We start from the raw sequence: 19,015 nt of genomic DNA on the forward strand, positions 1-19,015 counted from the left end.
TTGCATACTTCTGAGGTTATAACCAATGTCGAATCGCATTGCTGATACAGGAAAACGGTCTCGATGAATACGAACTGGGAGCGCAGCCGGCGGTCGTGGCTCGCGCGCAACCGTCTGGCACTGATTTCCGCTGCGGCAATCGCGGCTTATGCCGTCTTCGTGGAGTGGGTCTGGGGCTGGCCGGTATTGCTGCGGCAATGGGCCGAAATCGGCGTCGTGCCGGTGCTCTCGGCGCTAGCGCTTCTCGTCGCCACCTATTTCATCCGTTGCTATCGGATCCACGACTACTTCCCGGGCGAAACCAGGGGCCGGTTTCTGTCTCTCTTCCGGGTGACCCAGGTTCACAATCTGCTCAACATCATGCTGCCGTTCAGAGCCGGCGAAACGAGCTTTCCCTTGCTCATGCGCAGCGAATTCGGTGTGCCGCTGGTGCGTGGTACCGCGGCGCTCTTCGTCATGCGGCTTCTGGACCTGCACGCCCTGCTGACCGTCGCTGCGGTGGGTCTGGTGGTGGGGCGGGACCCAGGGGCGATCGGCTGGGTTCTCTGGCTTATCGCTTTTCTGTCGCCTCTTGCCTTCTTTCTCATGAAGGAGAAAGCGCTCACCACGATGCGCCGTTTCGCGCCGGCGAAGGTCGGTCCGCATCTGGACGAGGTGGAGGCGGGCCTGCCGATCGACATTCCCGCTTTCCTGCGGGCCTGGGCGATGACGATGCTGAACTGGGCGGTTAAGGTCGTCGTTCTCGCCTGGGTGCTCGCGATCATGGGGGTCGCTCCGCTCGCCGCCTCCTTCGGCGGGGCGCTCGGTGGCGAATTGTCTTCCGTCCTGCCGGTGCACGCGCCGGCGGGTGTGGGAACCTACGCAGCGGCGATCGTCGCCGGTGCGGTTTCCTTCGGAGCGCCGGCGGATCAGGCGACGCTCGAGACGCTCGGCCGCGCCAGTATCAATGCCCACCTCATGGTCATCGTGTCGGCGGTGGCCGGCACGCTGCTGTCGCTCCTCCTGCGGCCGAAAGCGTGAAACGCTTCTGAGCGACAGGATGCGGGCTCTACTGGAACGAAGTCTCGTAGAAGCTTCTGAGCTTGCGTGAATGGAGCTTCTCGGAAGGCATCGCCGCCAGCTTCTGCAGGGCCAGGATACCGATTTTCAGGTGCTGGCTCACCTGGGTTCGATAAAAGGCGCTCGCCATGCCGGGCAGCTTCAGTTCGCCGTGCAACGGCTTGTCGGACACGCAGAGCAACGTCCCGTAGGGAACGCGGAAGCGGAACCCGTTGGCGGCGATGGTAGCCGATTCCATGTCGAGCGCGATGGCTCGGGCCTGCGAGAGTCGTTTGACCGGCCCGCGCTGGTCGCGCAGTTCCCAGTTGCGGTTGTCGATCGTCGCGACCGTACCCGTGCGCATGATCTGTTTGAGGTCGTAGCCCTTGTAGCCCGTCACTTCGGCGACGGCGTCCTGCAGGGCAACCTGCACCTCGGCCAGTGCGGGTAAGGGAATCCAGACCGGCAGGTCGTCATCTAGCACGTGATCCTCGCGCATATAGGCATGCGCCAGCACGTAATCGCCGAGCCGCTGGCTGTTGCGCAGGCCCGCGCAATGGCCGAGCATCAGCCAGACATGCGGCCTCAACACGGCGATATGGTCGGTGATCGTCTTGGCATTGGATGGGCCGACGCCGATATTGACGAGAGTGATGCCGCCGTGCCCCTTCTTCTTCAGATGATAGGCGGGCATCTGCGGCAGGCGGGCGAGCGAATAATCGGCATCCGGCCGGTCGGCACCCGCGGGGGTGGTGATGTTGCCGGGTTCGATGAAGGCGGTGTAACCGTTGCCGCCCTCCGCCATCTGCTGGCGCGCCCAGGCGCAGAACTCGTCGACATAGAACTGATAGTTCGTGAAAAGCACGAAGTTCTGGAAGTGCCTGGCGCTGGTCGCGGTATAGTGGCTGAGGCGCGCGAGCGAATAGTCGATGCGCTGCGCCGTGAAGGGCGCGAGCGGCGACGGCTCTCCCGGACCTGGCTCGTAGGAGCCGTTGGCGATCTCGTCGTCGGTGGTCGTAAGATCCGGCGCGTCGAAAAGGTCGCGCAGCGGAATGTCGATGCTGTCGGCCGCAGACGCTTCGACATGCGCCCCTTCGCCAAAGGCGAAATGGAGGGGGATCGGTGTCGAGGATTCCGACACCGTGACGCCGACGCCGTGGTTGCGCATGAGATGGCCGAGCTGTTCTTTCAAATAGTGCCGGAACAGTTTGGGCCGGGTGATGGTCGTCGTGTAGACGCCGGGCGCGCTGACATAGCCGAAGGAAAGCCTCGAATCGACATGTCCGAAGCTGCTCGTCTCGATGCTGACCTGCGGATAGCAGGCGCGGAAACGAGTGAGGGGCCTGCCGCTTTTCCCGAGACCTTCGAAGGCTTCGCAGAGGAAGCGGGTGTTGCGTTCGTAGAGCGCTTCCAGACAATCGACGGCCTCGGTCGCATCGTCGAAGAGCTGCGGCTCGAAGGGTTCAGGGGTGGCGACGGAGAGGACGGAGTGTGAAGAGATTCGCTTGTTCATGTCGCATTATATGCAGCACCTTCCGACAAGCAAACGACAAGAGTGCTGTTTTTTGTTCTACAGCGCCGCACTTTGTACTTCAGCGAGGCCCCGCGAGAATGATCGCGCTGCCGGCGAGCGCCACGGCGGCGCCCGTCATGTCCCAGTGATCCGGCCGGACGCCTTCGGCAAGCCAGAGCCAAGAGAGCGACGCGACGATGTAGACGCCGCCATAGGCGGCATAGGTACGGCCCGCCGCTGCCGCGTCCACCATCGTCAGCAGCCAGGCGAAAAGCGCAAGCGAAGCCATGCCGGGAATGAGCCACAGGGTGGATTTGCCAAGTCTCAGCCAGGACCAGAAGGCAAAGCATCCGGCGATTTCGGCAAGAGCTGCAGCAAAATAGATAGCGTATGCGGGCATGGCTTACAGGTCCTCCCGATCAGGAGAGGAGCGCACTTTCAACCGATATGCAAGGACCGAAGGCGGCGTCTCGAAATCAGCTCATCGCCTGGCGCTGGAGGGTGACGAAAAGAACGAAGCCGGCACCGTTCTTGCCGATGCCGTAACCGGCGGCTTTGCTGTAAGCGACCGCTCCGATGGGAGCGATCAGCAGGCCCGCGAGTATCAGGAGCCTGAGCGAGAGAATGGCAGAGGAGACGAGCGCGGCCATTCCACAGTTTCCTTCAGAGTTTGGCTTGGCAGTATTGCGCCGTGTGAGCGGTGCAATCCGTGAGCGAACCGATATAGGTGTTCTGGCGGCGGCGTTCCGTGTCGGCGCCGACTGCGGCGGCAAGCGTCATCGCGAAGACGACCATGAGCAGGCTGATGATGGTGAGGCGGCGAGCGAGAATGTCCATGGTTCCGTCCGTTGAAGCGAGACACGTTCAAATCGATTGATCGTCTTTTCGCACAACCAAACTGAACTCTGGCTGAGACGTCCGTTCATCTGGCGTTCATCTGAGCAGCGCCGAAGATGTGCAGCGGTTTAGGGAGAACGATCATGCACTTAAACAAATGCGCGTCGGACTGCGGCCTTGCCGTTGAGCCGTCGTGTTCCTAAGTCTGTCCTTCCGACAAACCAGGAGAGACGCGATGACCGCTCCGATCGAGCTTTATTACTGGCCCACGCCGAACGGCTGGAAGATCACCATAATGCTGGAGGAGCTCGGCGTTCCCTACGTCGTCAAGTATATAAATATCGGCCGGGGCGATCAGTTCCAGCCGGACTTCCTGAAGATCTCGCCGAACAACCGGATGCCGGCGATCGTCGATCCGGACGGTCCGGGCGGCGAGCCCATCTCCGTATTCGAATCAGGAGCGATCCTGCAGTATCTCGGCCGCAAATACGGCAAGTTCTATCCGTCCGACGAGCGCGCCCGCGTCGAGGTAGAGGAGTGGCTTTTCTGGCAGGTGGGCGGCCTCGGCCCGATGGCGGGGCAGGCACATCATTTCCGCCAATATGCCCCGGAAAGAATCGCCTACGGCATCGACCGCTATACCAATGAAGTGAACCGCCTCTACGGCGTGATGAACAAGAGGCTCGCCGACCGGCCGTTCCTCGCCGGCGACTACTCGATCGCCGACATGGCCGCGATCGGCTGGGTGATTCCGCACGAGAACCAGGGCCAGGACCTCAACGAATTTCCTAACCTGAAGCGCTGGTTCGACGCCGTGCTTGCGCGCCCGGCGGTGAAGAAGGCCATCGAAGTGGGCAAGGAAGAGCGGGCTCGCCAGAAAAGCCTCGCCGAGGACGAAGAGGCGCAGAAGGTTCTGTTCGGCCAACGCGCCCGCTAAGACGGGGCGGGGGAGGGGCGAACAATGCCCCTCCATAGGCGTATCTGGTGCAGCGCCGCCCGTGTTCTTGCTGCGGAGGCTTAAAGACGCGTCCAGGTTTGCGACTTGCAAAGCACCTTCAGCACGCAGCCCCGCATCTTCAGCAGATTGCCGTCCACCGACCCCGTTCCGCTATAGGTCTTGTCGCTTTCGGGATCGGTGACCACGCCGCTGTAGCTGCCGCCGGTTCCGGACAGCGAACCGACACGCTTGCCCGCGTGCTTGCCCGTCTTCAGCGTGACGCAGAAGGCTGTGCCGCAAGCGGCGATTTCCGCGGTGGAGCCACTCGCCGTCTTCCACTTGCCGAGGATCGGTTCGGCAGCGTGGACCGGGGCGGCTGCGGCAAAGCCAAGCGCTGCTGCAACGAGCAATGTGCGAATCATGCAATTTCCTCCGAAGTCGGCAGGCTCTTCGGTCCTGCCGCGTGCTTGTTCCCTGTGGAGCGCGATCGCCTGCTGCGACGGACGGGTCAGGCGGATGAAGATCACTCCGGCACAGACAGTATATTACGCGTACGTAAAGGTAAATATCCGGGCGTTGCCTTGCAGGGGCATGCTGCGTGCCTTGCAGGGGGCATGCTGCGCGCGGCGCCCCCCGTCCTTGAAAGAGCAGTTGTTCTCATGGTTAGCGTTCAGTTGAAATCCGAACGTGAAATTTTCGTAAAATTCGAGGCGAATGCGTGCCTTTGCAGGGCCTGCGATGCTTAACGAAAACCCAAGTTTACCAAGCATTTGGACTTTGTTTGCGTCAAATTAAGCATGGATTTTAAGCGGCCATTGAAGGCCGTCGGGCATATTCACATCCATAAGACGAGCGGCGAAACAAGCCGCCGACCAACCGGAAAGCGACGCCGCAGAAGACGGCGCGATTTCCCGGAAAGCCCGCCAAGAGGCTCGATGAAACAGGGACCAGAAATACCAGCTGAAGCCGGGCTCGCCCCTACGGGCGGGCCGCTTCGCTCAAACGAAGAAAAGACAGGGACAAGAAAAATGGCACTCTTTAACATTGAGATCGTTTCGGATGACGCCATCGGCGGCGGCAACCGCGCCGACGTTCTGTGCGAGATGGGCCTCGCCTATGCGACGGGCCGCGGCAGGCCCGTCGATCTGGTAGCCGCGCACAAGTGGCTGAACATCGCCGCGATCAGGGGCTCGGACCGTGCGGCCGACTTGCGAGCCGACCTCGCGGCGACGATGAGCAAGGCGGATCTCGCCGCCGCGCTGCGCGCAGCACGCGAATGGATGACGATGCACTGATGCGTGGCGGTTGCCGCCGGTTCAGGTGGCAGCCAAACTCCTGATCACCTCCGGAAGCGCGGCCGCAAGAAGATCGAGTTCGGTTTCGGGCGCAGTGCTGATGCGGATGCAGCGGTTGAGTGGCGCGAACCCGGGCATGCGGATGAAAATGCCATGATCGCTCATCAGCCGATCGACGATCGCCCGCGCATAGGCCGCATCCTTTCCACAGTCGACAGCCACGAAATTCGTGGCTGATGGAAGAGGGACGAGGCCGTTGTCGGTAGCGATCCGGCCGATCCTCTCCCGTGACTTCGCGATCTTGCGCGTGACTTCCTTCAAGTATTCCTTGTCGGCCAGTGCGGCAATCGCTGCCGACACGCTGATTCGGCTCATTCCGAAATGATTGCGGATCTTGTCGAAGGCCTGAGCCGTCCCGGGCGTCGACAGTGCGTAACCGACGCGGGCCCCGGCCAGTCCGTAGGCCTTCGAAAAGGTGCGCGTGCGTATGACGTTAGGCCTGTCGATCAGGCTCTCGATCGAAGGAATTGCCTCCCGCGGCGCCGTTTCACAATAGGCTTCGTCCAGCACGAGGAGTGTTGTTTCCGGCAGAGCGTCCGCAAAGGCGATCACGCGTTCGGCGGGCCACCAGCTGCCCATCGGATTATCGGGATTGGCGAGGTAGACGAGCGCCGCATTCTCGCGCTTCGCGGCGGCGAGCAATCCATCGATATCTTCCCGATCGCCGGCATAGGGGACCGTGACCAGCCGTCCACCATGTCCTGCGACATGATAGTTGAAGGTCGGATAGCCTCCGAATGAGGTCACGACCGGCATGCCCGGTTCCACGACGAGGCGTACGATCTGCCCGAGCAGGCCGTCGACTCCCTCTCCGATCGCGATATTGGCGGCCGGGACACGAAGATGGCCGACGAGCGCCTGCTTCAGATTGTGATTCTCGGGATCGGAATATTTCCAGGTCTCATCGGCCGCCTGACGAATGGCCAGCAACACGGATGGTGCCGGGCCGAACCCGCTCTCATTGGCGCCGATGCGCGCCGCGACCTCGCGGCCGTGCTGACGCTCGAGCGCCTCAGGGCCAACGAAGGGGACGGTAGCCGGCAGGGATTGGACGAGTGGCGTGAAGCGTGAGAATGCGGACATGTTGGTAAAACGTACTCCGTTCGGAAATGCCGGCGGAACTTATCGCATAAGAAGGCGAAGCGGAATCGATGCGATGAAGAATCGGCAGAAGAACAGCCGCCGCGAAGGGGCTTCTCCCAACTCTCAGTCCCAGGCAACACGATTTCACTATATTCCGATCGGGTGTAACCGCGCCGAAGCGGATGAAAATGGGATGATTTCCCGAAATTCGACAAAAAAATCTTGCATTGGAAACGCGGTGACACTAGTCAGGCGCTAACGGAGAGGTGGCCGAGTGGTCGAAGGCGCTCCCCTGCTAAGGGAGTATACCGGAAACGGTATCGAGGGTTCGAATCCCTTCTTCTCCGCCATACACCGCCGATTGCCCGCTATAGCGCGACATTGCCGCCGATCACCGCACACCCACCAATTGGCACGCAAGACCGCCGCTTCTACGCTGCAACTCGATATACTTTGAAGCCGTGACGACAGCTTCCGTCTGCCGGTCGCAGCAATCGGGCTCGGAACTCGTGCAAGCATCGGGACCGGGAACGTTCCCGCTCATGCCGGTATCTTCAGGAAATCCAGCGCGGCGACAGTGCGCTTCGGGTCGATCTCGTAGGTTTCAGCAGTCACGATCCCCTCAATGACGAAGGGGTCAGCGGCAATACGCGCATCGTGATCGGCCCGGCTTTCCCCATGGGCGAGAATCGCGCCCCCGGCGGCGGGCCGGATCGAGCCGACGCAGAGGAACGCGCCATCGGCAAAACCCTGCGCGATCCATTCGTTATGCGCTACCATGAAGGTGGGCGCGGCGGCGCGGTTCTCAGCAAACTTGAGGAAGGTGATAAACATCGGTGCTCCTTGGTCAATTGGCTCGGGATATGTCCGGCAATGTCGCCAGCCAGTGTTCGATGCTGGCAACCTCGCTGCGGATGAACGTTTCGTCGCGGAACGCCGTCGCCATCACCGCCACCCCTTGCGACCATGACAGGAGATGCAGCGCCAGCGGCTCATCGCGGTCGCCTGCGCCAAGCTCCCGGAACTGCCCGGCGAGCCAATCGCGAAACAGCCCTAAGATTTCGGCCGCACGGCCTTGGGCGACATGATCGAGCTTGGCGAGTTCGGAACAAAGCGTGCCGACCGGGCAGCCGAAGGCCATGATCTTCGCCTGGTTGCCAATCAGCATTTGAATGAAGGACAGGATGCGCTCGCGCGGGCCGTCGCCTTCCGCCTGCCAGCCGTCGAGCATCGCGCTGGTCCGTTCCATGCGGCGCGCGATCACGGCATCCAGAATGTCATCCTTGGTTTTGAAGTGGTGGTAGAAATTGCCGCGCGAGATGCCGACGGCCGCCGCGATCTCGGCAAAGGACGTGGCCTCATATCCCCCTTCGTAAAAGAGGATATCAGCCTTTTCGACAATCAGTTCACGAGTGGATGATACCGGCATGTTTGGTCATTTGTCCTAGTAACTGGAAAATCACTAGGACAAATGACCTAATCTGTCAAAACCATACTCTCTCTGCGCCCCGGCGTCGGGGATGCGACATGCAGCGCTCGGCGGCACTCACCGTCATGGCCAATCAGCTCATTTTTAAACACCGGGTAAAGAGTGGAGCCGGCGCAGCCATTCCGACTGCGCTCGTGAGTGCTTCTCGATTCGCGAATCCCCGTGGGCTGATTCTTCCGTGAATCGGCCGGGAGGCGCCCCGATTTCGATGCGCGGGACCGGGATCGACGCGTCAATGGCTCCGGAAAGGATAGGACTTGGGCAGGGCGTTTGCCCGGTTTCGACCCCCTTTCCGGCTATTTTTCGCCCCTTTCCGACACAGATTACAGCCCGACATCCTACGCTAACCCCTCGTCGCTAAAGGATTTTCTTAACGCTCTGTTAATTTCCTCGGGCCGTCTGGGGCGATTTTGTGTCGTTTCAGCAACAGGGATCAGGGAAGGGCAGGGCAAAGGAGTCGATCTGGTAAGTTGGTCGTTGCGCGCCCCACCCGGTTTTGTATTTTCAACTCCGGAAGCAAGGGCGGTTGATCGTCCGACTTCTTGAACATTGGGGATGGGGCAGGGAACGCTGTCCTTCAGCAAAAAACCCAGACCCGTTTTAAACTTTTGACTGGAGGTCAGAAATGAACATCAAGAGCCTTCTTCTCGGCTCCGCTGCTGCTCTCGCAGCAGTCTCCGGCGCCCAGGCTGCCGACGCAATCGTCGCTGCCGAGCCGGAGCCCATGGAATACGTTCGCGTCTGCGACGCTTTCGGCACGGGCTACTTCTACATCCCCGGCACGGAAACCTGCCTCAAGATCAGCGGCTTCATCCGCGTTCAGGGCTCGTTCGGCCGTGACGAGGTCACCAGCCGTTACGACAACGGCGGCACGTCCGATTGGGATATGTTCTCCCGCGCTTACATCGCGTTCGACGCCAAGAGCGACACCGAATACGGCACGCTCACCGGCTTCTTCGCTGGTGAATTCAACGCCGACAACGACACCGACGAAGGCGATAGCTTCATCGACGTCGACGAAGCCTACATCCAGCTCGGTGGCTTCAAGGCCGGCTTCTTCTACAGCTGGTGGGATAAGGGTCTGAACGGCGAAACCGACACGCTCGGCAACTTCACCGAATTCAACTCGCTCGCTTACATCTACGATGGCGGCACCTTCCAGGCAGGTATCTCGGTCGACGAACTCGAAGGCGCAACGACTAAGGACAACGGTGTCGGCGTTACCGGTATCGTCTCCGCTACGCTCGGTGGCGTTGCTTTCGACTTGCTCGGCAGCTACGACACGGAAGCCGAAGAAGGCGCGATCCGCGCCCTGCTTTCCGCAGATCTCGGCCCGGGCACGTTCCAGATCGCTGGTATCTGGGCATCCGAAACGAACGCCTACTGGGATGCCTCCGAGTGGACCGTTGCTGCGTCCTACCGCTTCAACGTGAACGACAAGTTCGCCATCACCCCTGGCGCTCAGTACTTCGGTAACGTGAACGAGAACAACAACTTCGGCAACGACGATGCATGGCGCGTTGGTATCACGACCGACTACCAGATCACCGAAGGTCTCGCCACTCGCTTCACGATCAACTACGAAGATCAGGACAATGGCGACGAAGAAGTCTTCGGCTTCCTCCGCCTGCAGCGTGACTTCTAATCTGACCTGACCTCGGTCAGTGGAAGGAAAGCCCGGCTCAAAGCCGGGCTTTCTCTTTTTGGGACAGTATTGTGAGTGCCGCGCTACTGCGGCGCGTTCCGCGATTTACTTAAGGTGCCGTTCCAGGACGGGCACGCACATATCGAGGTCGTGGGAGGCGAGATGGGCGTAGCGCATCGTCATCTCGAGCGTCTGGTGGCCAAGCCACATCTGAACCCGTCTAAGGTCGATCCCGCCTCTGACCAGGCGTGAGGCGCAGGTATGCCGCAGGATGTGCGGAACGACGTCTTCTTCGTCACCGAGGCGCGCATCCACCTTTGCAGCGTTCCAGACGGCGCGATACTTTTGCTGATCAATTCTCGAAAAGGGGCCCGGGGCTCTGTCGGCACATTTCTTCAGGGCGTCCTTTGCCCTCAACGTGAGCGGGACCGTGCGGCTGCGGCCCGATTTGGTGACCCAGAATGTCGCCCGGCCCTCATGGATGTCGTTCCATTTGAGAGCAATGGCCTCGCCCAGGCGCGCACCCGTATCCACCAGGAATATCGAGAGATAAAGGTACAGTTCAGACCGGCTCGCAATCTCCCGGAAGAGCAGTTCCTCCTCGTCGGCTTCCAGAAAGCGTAGGCGCCCCGCCTTCTCCTTCTGGCGCTTGAACTCCGGTAGATTGTGTACATCCCCCATCTTGTACGCTTTCCGCAGCAGCTTTCGCAGCGCCGCCATCTTCCGGTTGATGGTCGCGTTGCTGTTGCCGCGCTTGCGCAGCGCACCGATAAGGCCGTCGAGCATCTCCTGCGAGAAGACGGAGAAACGCTTGCCGAGCAGAATCTCGTCCAGCTCTCCGACGAAAGCCTTCACATTGTATTTGTGCTTGCCTTCGTCCCACAGGATGTCGGCATAGCGCTGAAGCAATTCGGCGAGCGTGGCTTCCTTCACCACTCCCATGGGACCTTGCCGGCCGAAGCTATAATTGACCTCGTACCCGGACCCCATTCCAGGGAATCCAAGGTCACTCGCTCGTTTTTCAGCGTCCGACGTCACGTTTGCCGTTTCCTCCCCATTCTCCGTGAACGAGCCAAGAAACCACTGACCATCAAGTCAGTGCTTATAGTCAAACAATCTCAACGCCTTGGCGGCGCACATTCGTTGCAGAACAGCAACAGCCCGCAACTCAATGTTGGGTTGCGGGCTTTTTGGAACCTGACTAGGTCAGATTAGAAGTCCCGCTGCAGGCGGAGGAAGCCGCTGACAGCGTCGGGCTTGTTGCTTGCATCTTCGTAGTTGATGGCAAAGCGCGAGGCGAGACCATCGGTGATCTGATAGTCGGCAGTGACACCGACGCGCCACTTTTCTTCGCTCGAGTCGAAGCCACCGGCATCGTTGTTCAGAGCGTCCCAATATTGTGCGCCGGGGGTGATTGCGAGCTTTTCGGAAGCGTTGAAGCGGTACGACGCAGCAACTGCCCACTCGGAATCTTCCCAATAGGCATTCGGGTCGGATGCCCATACGCCCGCGAGCTGGAAGGTGCCCGGACCGGCATCTGCGGACAGCAGTGCGCGAACCGCGCCCTCTTCAGCCTCGGTGTCGAAGCCGCCGAGCAGATCGAAGCTCACGCCGCCGAGCGAAGCCGAAACGATACCTTCAACACCGATGCCGTTGGCCTTGGTGGTTGTTGCCTCGAGTTCATCGACTGCGATGCCAGCCTGGAAGGTACCGCCGTCATACAGATAGGCGAGCGAGTTGAATTCGGTGTTTTCACCGATCGAGTCGGTTTCGCCGTTCAGGCCCTTATCCCACCAGCTGTAGAAGAAGCCGGCCTTCAAGCCGCCGAGCTGGATGTAGGCTTCATCGACGTCGATCAGGCTGTCGCCTGCATCGGAGTCGTTGTCGGCGTTGAATTCAGCGGCGAAGAAGCCGGTGAGCGTGCCGTATTCCGTGTCGCTCTTTGCGTCGAATGAGATGTAGGCGCGGGAGAACATGTCCCAATCCGACGTGGACTGTTTCGGGTTCTTCCAGCGGTCGTTAGCTTCGTCACGGCCGAATTCACCCTGAACGCGGATGAAGCCGCCGATCTTGAGGCAGGTTTCCGTGCCGGGAATGTAGAAGTAGCCGGTGCCGAAAGCGTCGCAGACGCGGACATATTCCATGGGCTCCGGCTCGGCCGCGACGATCGCGTCGGCAGCCTGGGCGCCGGAGACTGCTGCGAGAGCCGCAGCTGAGCCGAGAAGAAGGCTCTTGATGTTCATTTCTGACCTCCAGTCAGTCGTGGGAAAGAAATCCTATGACTGGGCGGTCGGCGAGGCTAAGTAGAGGCCACCGAAGATCATTGCGGACGCGTGGGAGCCAGGGCGCTGACGAGTAGGGGGGAAGCGCCAGCACTGCCTTTCCCTCAAATAGGGAGAAGGTGAGGGAGGCGCGTCGCGTTCAAATAGAACTTCATGCCACGCGCTTTCGGGCCTGTTGAGATTTCGCCCTGTGCTCATTACAGGGATGAGAGCAGCGCCGCGTCTGCGGCGCGGAAGAGCCTTTCCAGCCCAAGGACTTGGTCTGGCTGGATTCCTGTGACAAGCACAGGAATGAGGGACCGGGGATGTGCGGCTACTACAACATTCGCTTGCGAATATGCGAGGGATGATCAACCTGTGCCGCAATGAAACGCGCCGAGGGACCGCACTCTCTCCGCCCTCATTCCTGTGCTCGTCACAGGGATCCAGCAGCGCCGCGTCTGCGGCGCGGAAGAGCCTTTCCAGCCCAAGGATTGATCTGGCTGGATTCCTGTGACAAGCACAGGAATGAGGGACCGAGATGAAAGGTTACGACTACATTCTCGCGTCGAAGCGAAGCGGGACGCTGTATACGGGCGTGACCCGCGACCTTCCGCCTCTATATCTTAACGGTTTATCAACCGCGCCGAGGCGTCACACCCTCTCTACCTTCATCCGTGTGACGAGCACAGGAATGAGGCGATCAAACAAGCCGCAGCGGGCGGCCCGAATCACGACAGACCTTAATTTGTCTGCGCGCAGTGGCGTCAGCTATAGGGTGAATAGCACTGGCGCCGCGGACCATTATAGGGCTGGAAGGTGTTATCCCAGGCTCTATACGAGCGATAGCGCGAGTAGCACCATTCCACATGTGCATTGCCGCCGCCGTAATACCTCGGAGCCGCATATCTCGGTTGGCTCAACACGCCACCGACGATCGCGCCGGCGGCCAGGCCGCCAAAGAAAGCTCCGAGATCATCATCGTCGTCGCGGTAGTAGCGGCGATGATGGTAGCGGTTGCTGTAATGACGGTTTCCGCGATAGCCGCGCCAGTTGCCCATCCGCCGGCAGTCCCGGTCGCGGCAGCGGCCCTTGCGCGCTTCCCCGCGCTCGTACGGAAACTGCGCCAATTGCACGTCGGCAGCCTGCGGCTTCGGTGCCGGAACGATCGGAAATGCCTCTGCGGGCGGAACGCTGCTGATGGCCGTGGCCAGCGACAGGGCAACAATTGCTAAGGTCTTCATTGGCCTCACCATTTCCTCTCAGGAGAAAGTAATCCCTTCCAAGGGAAAATGGCCGAACTCGTATTTTGTGCCGGACGCCGCCAAAGGATCACGATGATGTGATCCTCTCTCGGTGAAGCTGCCGCGGGGACCGTTGCAGTCGGGCGCGACCGTCCGGTTCGCCCCCGCAGCTCCGGCTCAAGGCAAACGGCGTCCCAACCTCAAATCCGCAACGATGTCCGTATCCTGTCCCAGCCGCGACTTATAAACCTGGTAGTTCTCCATCACCCGCTGGACATAGTTGCGCGTCTCCTCGAAGGGGATGCGCTCGATCCAGTCCACGACCTCGTCGATGGGCTTTCCGCGTGGATCGCCATAGCGGGCGAGCCACTCAGGAACACGACGCGGGCCGGCATTATAGGCGATGAAGGTGAGGATGTAGGAACCGCCGAAGCTGTCGATCTGTTCGCCGAGGTAATGGGCCCCAAGCGTCGCATTATAGCCGGCGTCGCTCGTCAGGCGGTCCTTCGAATAGGCGAGGCCATAGCGGCTGGCGACGGCCTTGGCCGTGCCGGGAAGGAGTTGCAGGAGCCCCCGGGCATTCGCCACAGAAACAGCGGCCGGGTTGAAAGCGCTTTCCTGCCGGGCGATGGCATAGGCGAGCGCCTTGCCGGCCCCGTCGATATCGGCGCTCGGCGGAATGACTCCGATAGGAAAGGCAAGGGCAGCCACCTCGATGCCGCGGCCGAAGGCGATTTTGCCGATCTGTAACGAGAGTTGGTGATTGCCCGACTTCTCGGCCCGCTCCGCCAGGATCGCAAGTTCGCCGGGGCTGGTCAGTTCCTCGGCAAGCGCCCGATAAAGACTGTCGGCGCGCCAGCCATGGCCGACAGCTTCGAGCCGGCCGATCGCCGTAACGGCTTCGCGCCCCTCCAGCCGGATGCGGTCTTGCTCCGTCGCCGAGGGATAGCTCATATCGAGTTTCGCCTGGCCAAGGCGTGCGGCGGCGAGTTGCCCGTAGAAGGTGGCCGGGTAGCGCGCGGCATTGGTGAAATACGCGCGCGCGTCGCCGGGGCCGCCCGCTTCGGCGGCGCGGCCCAGCCAATACCAGGCGCGCGAGGCGGAGATCGGCCGGCTCGATGCCTCGAGGATCCTGCGAAAGTGACGCGCCGCGGTCTCGGGTTCCTCGAGGCCGCGAAGCGCATACCAGCCCGCATGGAATTCCGCGTCGACGCGGTCCGTAGCGCGCCTTGCCGCATGGTTGGCGGCGATGCGATAGGCGCCGCGGAAGTCGCCGGCGTCGAGCAAGCCGCGGCTGACGATACGTTGCTCGACCCACCATTCTCCGGGATTGACGAGGGCGCCGTCGTCCTTCGGCATCTGGTCGAGAAGCCGGGCCGCCTCGGCGTATTTCTGCTGCTTGCGTAAATGCTCGATGCGGATGAAGAGGTAGGAAGGCCTGCTGCGCCAGGAAGCGTCCACCGCTTCGATGAGCGAGGCAGCGTTGCTGCCGCCGCGGGTCACTGCGGCCCAGGCGCGGAACAGCGATTGCGCCTTGCCGAGATCGCTGAACCGCTCGGCCTGGTCTATGCGGGCGCGGTAGAGAAGCATTTCCATCCGCTGCCTGTGGTCTTCCGTCGTCAACAGACCGGAAAACTCGGAAAGGATCTTCGTTTCAGTGTCCTTGTCCAGGGCTTCGCTCAGCCAGAATGCGCGCAGGTGCGTGGCGGCCGCCGAGCTCTGCCCTTGCGCTGCAAGTGCGCGTGCAAGGATGATCGCCCCTTCAGCGGTCTCGGGCCGGGTGGTGCCGAAGGCGGCGACCACATTGGCGGCGGGAGCGTTCTCGCGGTAAAGCGCCCGTTCCGAATGCGAGCGCAGCGATTTCAGACCCGGCCAGCCCTGGAGTTCCCGCTGCGCCTCGGCAATGTCATAGGAAGGAATGCCCCTCTGTCCGGACACCGCGATCGCCCAGGCCAGGATATGGCGGTCGAGCGTTCCTGCCGGCATGCGGTCGCGAACGGCGATCGCCTTTTCCGGCTGCCGATCGGAGAGGGCATCGAGACCGCTTTTCAGATTGGCGCCGAGAATAGTTGAGAGTTCGCCGGTTGCGAGGCTGCCGATCTTGCCGGCAGCATCCGGCTTGCTCGTCGGTACCGGAATCCGGCCCTCGGCTGCCTCGGCCGAAAAAGCCAGCATCCCCGCACCGATCATGGCGGCGGCCGGCAGAAAAATTGTTCGCCGCATCACGAGCCCCGTAGTCCCCGATCCCTCGACTTCATTGCCGCTCCATTACAGCCGATCGGTCGGCGAAAACCCAGCCATATCTGTCGGACTGCTGACCGGCCGGCGCATGGGTGTTCCCCGAAACCCGGCGCCCCATTGCGGTCCCGCCCACGGGCGGCGTTTGCGCGGAAACGAAAGCGAAATGCATCCTCTCAGCGCTTGCCGCAGACACGTCACATGATTATGGTGCGGCAGTTTTTTAACCGTCGATTGCGGCCAAAGCGTGAGCGTATTCTGCGCCCTCGGTCGTCAGGAGTTGTGCATGTTCAAGGGTTCCATTCCCGCACTCGTAACGCCGTTCACCGCCGCCGGCTCGGTTGATGCGGATAGTTTCGTCGCGCATGTGGAGTGGCAGATAAAAGAGGGCAGCCACGGCCTCGTGCCGGTGGGCACCACGGGTGAATCTCCGACGCTTTCCCACGACGAGCATAAGAAGGTCGTGGAACTGTGCGTAGAGGCGTCGGCGCGGCGCGTACCGGTCATCGCCGGTGCTGGGTCCAACAACACGATCGAAGCGATCGAGCTTGCGCAGCATGCGGAAAAGGCCGGCGCGGACGCGATCCTCGTTGTCACGCCCTATTACAACAAGCCGACGCAGAAGGGCCTTTTCGCCCACTACGCGGCGATCGCCGAAAGCGTGAAGCTGCCGATCGTGATCTATAACATTCCCGGCCGTTCCGTCGTGGACATGAGCGTCGAGACCATGGCGGCGCTGGCGAAGGCCCATCCCACGATCATCGGCGTGAAGGATGCGACTGGAAAGATCGAGAGGGTTTCCGAGCAGCGCATAGGCTGCGGCAAGGCTTTCGTGCAGCTTTCGGGAGAGGATGCGACCGCCCTCGGCTTCAATGCGCATGGCGGCGTTGGCTGCATCTCCGTCACCGCCAATGTGGCTCCGCGCCTGTGCGCCGAATTCCAGGAGGCAACCCTTGCCGGCAACTATGCCAAGGCCTTGGAGCTTCAAGACAAATTGATGCCGCTGCACAAGGCCATCTTCCTTGAGCCGGGCGTCTGCGGCGCCAAATATGCGTTGAACCGTCTCGGGCGGATGAGCTTTACTGTCCGCTCGCCGTTGCTGTCGGCGCTTGAGCCGGCCACCGCCTCGGCTATCGACGCGGCGCTCAGGCATGCAGGGCTGATGAACTGATGGCACCGAAAGGCAGCGAACGCACGGTCAAGAAGGTTGTCGCGGAAAATCGCAAGGCCCGCTTCAACTACGAGATCGTCGACACCTACGAGGCCGGTCTGGTGCTGACCGGCACGGAGGTCAAGTCGTTGCGCGAGGGAAAGGCCAATATCGCGGAATCATACGCGACCGACGAAGGCGGCGAGATCTGGCTCATCAACTCCTATTTGCCCGAATATCTGCAGGCCAACCGCTTCAATCACGAGACGCGCCGCCGCCGCAAATTGCTCCTGTCGAAGAGGGAAGTGAACCGTCTGCAGGGTGCGGTCAACCGCGAGGGGATGTCGCTGATACCGCTCCGGATATACTTCAATGAGCGAGGCAGGGCGAAGCTGGAACTGGCGCTCGGCAAGGGCAAGAAGCTGCACGACAAGCGAGAGACCTCCAAGGAACGCGACTGGAACCGGCAGAAGAACAGGCTCCTCAAGGAGCGGGGCTGAGTCCCCGTCGATCTCTGGGGTATTGTTCTTCATCGGCAGACGAGATCACAATGATCTCAGGTCGGGTCGACCTGAACCACGAAGGCGATCGATTCCAATGAGTTGGAGCGGGATGCGGGCGGAAACCGCGTCTGCGGCGCGGAAAAGCCATTTTCAGCCAAGGCTTGGTCCGGCCTCCGTCCCTGTGACAAGCACAGGGACGAGGAAAAATCCCGACAGGCTTTAAAGCTCGACGTCGTCGGCGACCGGCTCGACAGGGCGCTGAACGCGTTCGGACGGTTCGCGGCCGATCTCTCCTCTGAGCGTCGCGAGATCGATGAAGTGGTCGGCCTGACGGCGCAGGTCGTCGGCAATCATCGGCGGCTGCGTCGACATGGTCGAGACCACGGAAACCTTTCGGCCCTTGCGCTGTAACGCTTCGACCAGGGTCGTGAAATCACCGTCTCCGGAGAAGATCACCAGGTGGTCGACCGATTCGGACTGCTCCATGGCGTCTATCGCCAGCTCGATGTCCATATTCCCTTTGATCTTGCGGCGTCCGAGGGAATCGGTGAATTCCTTGGCGGGCTTCGTCACGACCTTATAGCCGTTATAGTCCAGCCAATCGATCAGCGGACGGATCGACGAATATTCCTGGTCCTCGATGAGTGCGGTGTAGTAGTAGGCCCTGAGCAGGTAGCCGCGCTTCTGGAAGGCCTTGAGCAGCTTGCGGTAATCGATGTCGAAGCCGAGGCTCTTCGACGCGGCGTAGAGGTTGGCGCCATCGATGAAAAGAGCGATTTTCTCGCGAGGATCGAACATCGTTACTTCCTTTTTCCGTACCCTGCACAGTGACCGGACCAACCCCGCGGAGCGTCACGCTTACAATTGGCGGATTAAATTAAAGCTCACTTATCTGCAAATAATGTGGTCATGCCAACGCATTATTCCAACTAGGGCGCGGCGCCTATAGCTAGTTTTAGCAGTTGCTGCAGTTCGTCCACATTTTCAATCTATAATTGTTGCTGGATACGTACTCGAAATTATCACGAAATACAGGCGATGTCTGTGACCCTCTGGAGCGTTCCGCAGACGCGGCATTTTATCATGCTCCGGGCCATGACGTGAGCCGGATGCAGGAAAAACTTGAACTTATGCCGTTTTGATTGTATCGGACGCCTAATTCCAGAAATCGGAGCTGATGGAGCCGCATGTCAGCGGACGTTCCGGTTTCGCGTCGTTAAACCTGCCGCGGCGATGCCGCCGCATCTCTTGAGTCGTAAAGGACAGGCTATGGCCCGCGTCACCGTCGAAGACTGCATCGACAAGGTCGAAAACCGTTTCGAACTCGTCCTTCTTGCCAGCCACCGCGCACGCCTGGTTTCCCAGGGTGCCCCGATTACGGTCGACCGCGACAACGACAAGAATCCGGTCGTTGCACTGCGCGAGATCGCCGATGAAACCCTGTCGCCCGGCGACCTGAAGGAGGACTTGATCCACTCGCTGCAGAAGCATGTGGAAGTGGACGAGCCGGAACCCGATCCGGCATCGCTCGCCCAGACGGAAGCAGCGCCTGCCTTCGCTGAGGCAGCCGAAGAGGAAGACCAGCCGGAAGCGCTGACCTTCGACCGCATGTCCGAAGAGGAACTGCTGGCCGGCATCGAAGGCCTCGTTCCTCCGGAAAAGAGCGACGACTACTGAGATTCGTTCCGGAACAACGTTCCGACGTGTTATCGAAGCAGTGCG

20 protein-coding genes, 1 tRNA gene and 1 pseudogene are annotated in these 19,015 nt (G+C 60.9%); 9 read left to right on the top strand and 13 right to left on the bottom strand.

Annotated features, from left to right (window positions below):
* Window positions 1-63 precede the first annotated feature (63 nt).
* Complete coding sequence (locus AC6CIG_RS10235) at window positions 64-1,020, top strand: lysylphosphatidylglycerol synthase domain-containing protein (RefSeq protein ID WP_437408811.1); 957 nt, start codon at window positions 64-66, stop codon at window positions 1,018-1,020.
* A 28-nt stretch (window positions 1,021-1,048) separates the two neighbouring features.
* Here the strand turns inward: AC6CIG_RS10235 and AC6CIG_RS10240 are convergent, their stop codons facing one another.
* The 4 genes from AC6CIG_RS10240 to AC6CIG_RS10255 all read right to left on the bottom strand — a co-directional run bounded on the left by AC6CIG_RS10240 (window position 1,049) and on the right by AC6CIG_RS10255 (window position 3,388).
* Window positions 1,049-2,551: an AMP nucleosidase gene (locus AC6CIG_RS10240; protein WP_018094579.1), complete on the bottom strand. Its 1,503-nt coding sequence runs from the start codon at window positions 2,549-2,551 to the stop codon at window positions 1,049-1,051.
* Between the two features lie 79 nt (window positions 2,552-2,630).
* On the bottom strand, window positions 2,631-2,951 hold the full coding sequence (locus AC6CIG_RS10245) for a YnfA family protein (protein WP_018094580.1): 321 nt from the start codon (window positions 2,949-2,951) through the stop codon (window positions 2,631-2,633).
* A 76-nt stretch (window positions 2,952-3,027) separates the two neighbouring features.
* Window positions 3,028-3,201 (bottom strand): hypothetical protein, encoded by a 174-nt coding sequence (locus AC6CIG_RS10250; RefSeq protein WP_003527319.1) that lies wholly within the window; start codon window positions 3,199-3,201, stop codon window positions 3,028-3,030.
* Between the two features lie 13 nt (window positions 3,202-3,214).
* Entirely contained in the window at window positions 3,215-3,388 is a 174-nt protein-coding gene (locus AC6CIG_RS10255) for a hypothetical protein (protein ID WP_003527318.1), read from the bottom strand.
* A 235-nt stretch (window positions 3,389-3,623) separates the two neighbouring features.
* On the opposite strand from AC6CIG_RS10255, the gene AC6CIG_RS10260 reads away from it, so the two are divergent.
* Entirely contained in the window at window positions 3,624-4,325 is a 702-nt protein-coding gene (locus AC6CIG_RS10260; RefSeq protein WP_018094581.1) for a glutathione S-transferase family protein, read from the top strand.
* Window positions 4,326-4,405: 80 nt separating this feature from the next.
* Here the strand turns inward: AC6CIG_RS10260 and AC6CIG_RS10265 are convergent, their stop codons facing one another.
* Window positions 4,406-4,747, bottom strand: coding sequence for a DUF2147 domain-containing protein (locus AC6CIG_RS10265; protein ID WP_018094582.1), 342 nt, complete (start codon window positions 4,745-4,747; stop codon window positions 4,406-4,408).
* A 606-nt stretch (window positions 4,748-5,353) separates the two neighbouring features.
* On the opposite strand from AC6CIG_RS10265, the gene AC6CIG_RS10270 reads away from it, so the two are divergent.
* On the top strand, window positions 5,354-5,620 hold the full coding sequence (locus AC6CIG_RS10270; RefSeq protein WP_100672044.1) for a sel1 repeat family protein: 267 nt from the start codon (window positions 5,354-5,356) through the stop codon (window positions 5,618-5,620).
* Between the two features lie 21 nt (window positions 5,621-5,641).
* Here AC6CIG_RS10270 and AC6CIG_RS10275 read toward each other — a convergent pair whose 3' ends face one another.
* Window positions 5,642-6,763: a pyridoxal phosphate-dependent aminotransferase gene (locus AC6CIG_RS10275; protein WP_437408812.1), complete on the bottom strand. Its 1,122-nt coding sequence runs from the start codon at window positions 6,761-6,763 to the stop codon at window positions 5,642-5,644.
* 260 nt (window positions 6,764-7,023) lie between these two features.
* On the opposite strand from AC6CIG_RS10275, the gene AC6CIG_RS10280 reads away from it, so the two are divergent.
* Window positions 7,024-7,113: transfer RNA gene (locus AC6CIG_RS10280), tRNA-Ser, on the top strand.
* A 190-nt stretch (window positions 7,114-7,303) separates the two neighbouring features.
* Here the strand turns inward: AC6CIG_RS10280 and AC6CIG_RS10285 are convergent.
* Window positions 7,304-7,597 (bottom strand): YciI family protein, encoded by a 294-nt coding sequence (locus AC6CIG_RS10285; protein ID WP_437408813.1) that lies wholly within the window; start codon window positions 7,595-7,597, stop codon window positions 7,304-7,306.
* A 13-nt stretch (window positions 7,598-7,610) separates the two neighbouring features.
* Complete coding sequence (locus AC6CIG_RS10290; RefSeq protein ID WP_018094587.1) at window positions 7,611-8,192, bottom strand: TetR/AcrR family transcriptional regulator; 582 nt, start codon at window positions 8,190-8,192, stop codon at window positions 7,611-7,613.
* 685 nt (window positions 8,193-8,877) lie between these two features.
* Here AC6CIG_RS10290 and AC6CIG_RS10295 point away from each other — a divergent pair.
* Window positions 8,878-9,897 carry a porin gene (locus AC6CIG_RS10295; RefSeq protein WP_437408815.1) on the top strand — a complete coding sequence of 340 codons (1,020 nt, stop codon included), beginning with the start codon at window positions 8,878-8,880 and terminating at the stop codon, window positions 9,895-9,897.
* A 105-nt stretch (window positions 9,898-10,002) separates the two neighbouring features.
* On the opposite strand, the gene AC6CIG_RS10300 is transcribed toward AC6CIG_RS10295, so the two are convergent.
* The gene (locus tag AC6CIG_RS10300) at window positions 10,003-10,935 is read right to left on the bottom strand and encodes a tyrosine-type recombinase/integrase (RefSeq protein ID WP_026168567.1); all 933 of its coding nucleotides are present in this window, start codon (window positions 10,933-10,935) and stop codon (window positions 10,003-10,005) included.
* Between the two features lie 173 nt (window positions 10,936-11,108).
* A complete protein-coding gene (locus tag AC6CIG_RS10305) occupies window positions 11,109-12,140 on the bottom strand; it encodes a porin (RefSeq protein WP_437411645.1) in 1,032 nt (343 codons plus the stop codon).
* Window positions 12,141-12,699: 559 nt separating this feature from the next.
* On the opposite strand from AC6CIG_RS10305, the pseudogene AC6CIG_RS10310 reads away from it, so the two are divergent.
* A pseudogene (locus tag AC6CIG_RS10310) lies at window positions 12,700-12,774 on the top strand (GIY-YIG nuclease family protein); the annotation flags it as partial.
* A 151-nt stretch (window positions 12,775-12,925) separates the two neighbouring features.
* Here the strand turns inward: AC6CIG_RS10310 and AC6CIG_RS10315 are convergent.
* Window positions 12,926-13,414, bottom strand: a complete 489-nt coding sequence (locus tag AC6CIG_RS10315; RefSeq protein WP_164867105.1) for a BA14K family protein — start codon at window positions 13,412-13,414, stop codon at window positions 12,926-12,928.
* Between the two features lie 165 nt (window positions 13,415-13,579).
* Window positions 13,580-15,625 (bottom strand): lytic transglycosylase domain-containing protein, encoded by a 2,046-nt coding sequence (locus AC6CIG_RS10320; protein ID WP_437408817.1) that lies wholly within the window; start codon window positions 15,623-15,625, stop codon window positions 13,580-13,582.
* Between the two features lie 301 nt (window positions 15,626-15,926).
* Between AC6CIG_RS10320 and dapA the strand changes: the two genes are divergently transcribed.
* On the top strand, window positions 15,927-16,811 hold the full coding sequence (dapA, locus tag AC6CIG_RS10325; RefSeq protein WP_018094592.1) for a 4-hydroxy-tetrahydrodipicolinate synthase: 885 nt from the start codon (window positions 15,927-15,929) through the stop codon (window positions 16,809-16,811).
* A complete protein-coding gene (gene smpB, locus AC6CIG_RS10330) occupies window positions 16,811-17,290 on the top strand; it encodes an SsrA-binding protein SmpB (protein ID WP_003527297.1) in 480 nt (159 codons plus the stop codon). Before dapA ends, smpB begins: the two co-directional genes overlap by 1 nt.
* Before the next feature lie 222 nt (window positions 17,291-17,512).
* Here the strand turns inward: smpB and AC6CIG_RS10335 are convergent, their stop codons facing one another.
* Window positions 17,513-18,091, bottom strand: coding sequence for a LabA-like NYN domain-containing protein (locus AC6CIG_RS10335; protein ID WP_003527296.1), 579 nt, complete (start codon window positions 18,089-18,091; stop codon window positions 17,513-17,515).
* Window positions 18,092-18,562: 471 nt separating this feature from the next.
* Between AC6CIG_RS10335 and rpoZ the strand changes: the two genes are divergently transcribed.
* Window positions 18,563-18,970, top strand: a complete 408-nt coding sequence (gene rpoZ / locus AC6CIG_RS10340) for a DNA-directed RNA polymerase subunit omega (protein WP_018094594.1) — start codon at window positions 18,563-18,565, stop codon at window positions 18,968-18,970.
* Window positions 18,971-19,015: the final 45 nt, after the last annotated feature.

Source organism: Sinorhizobium sp. GQ132 (genome assembly GCF_059758575.1).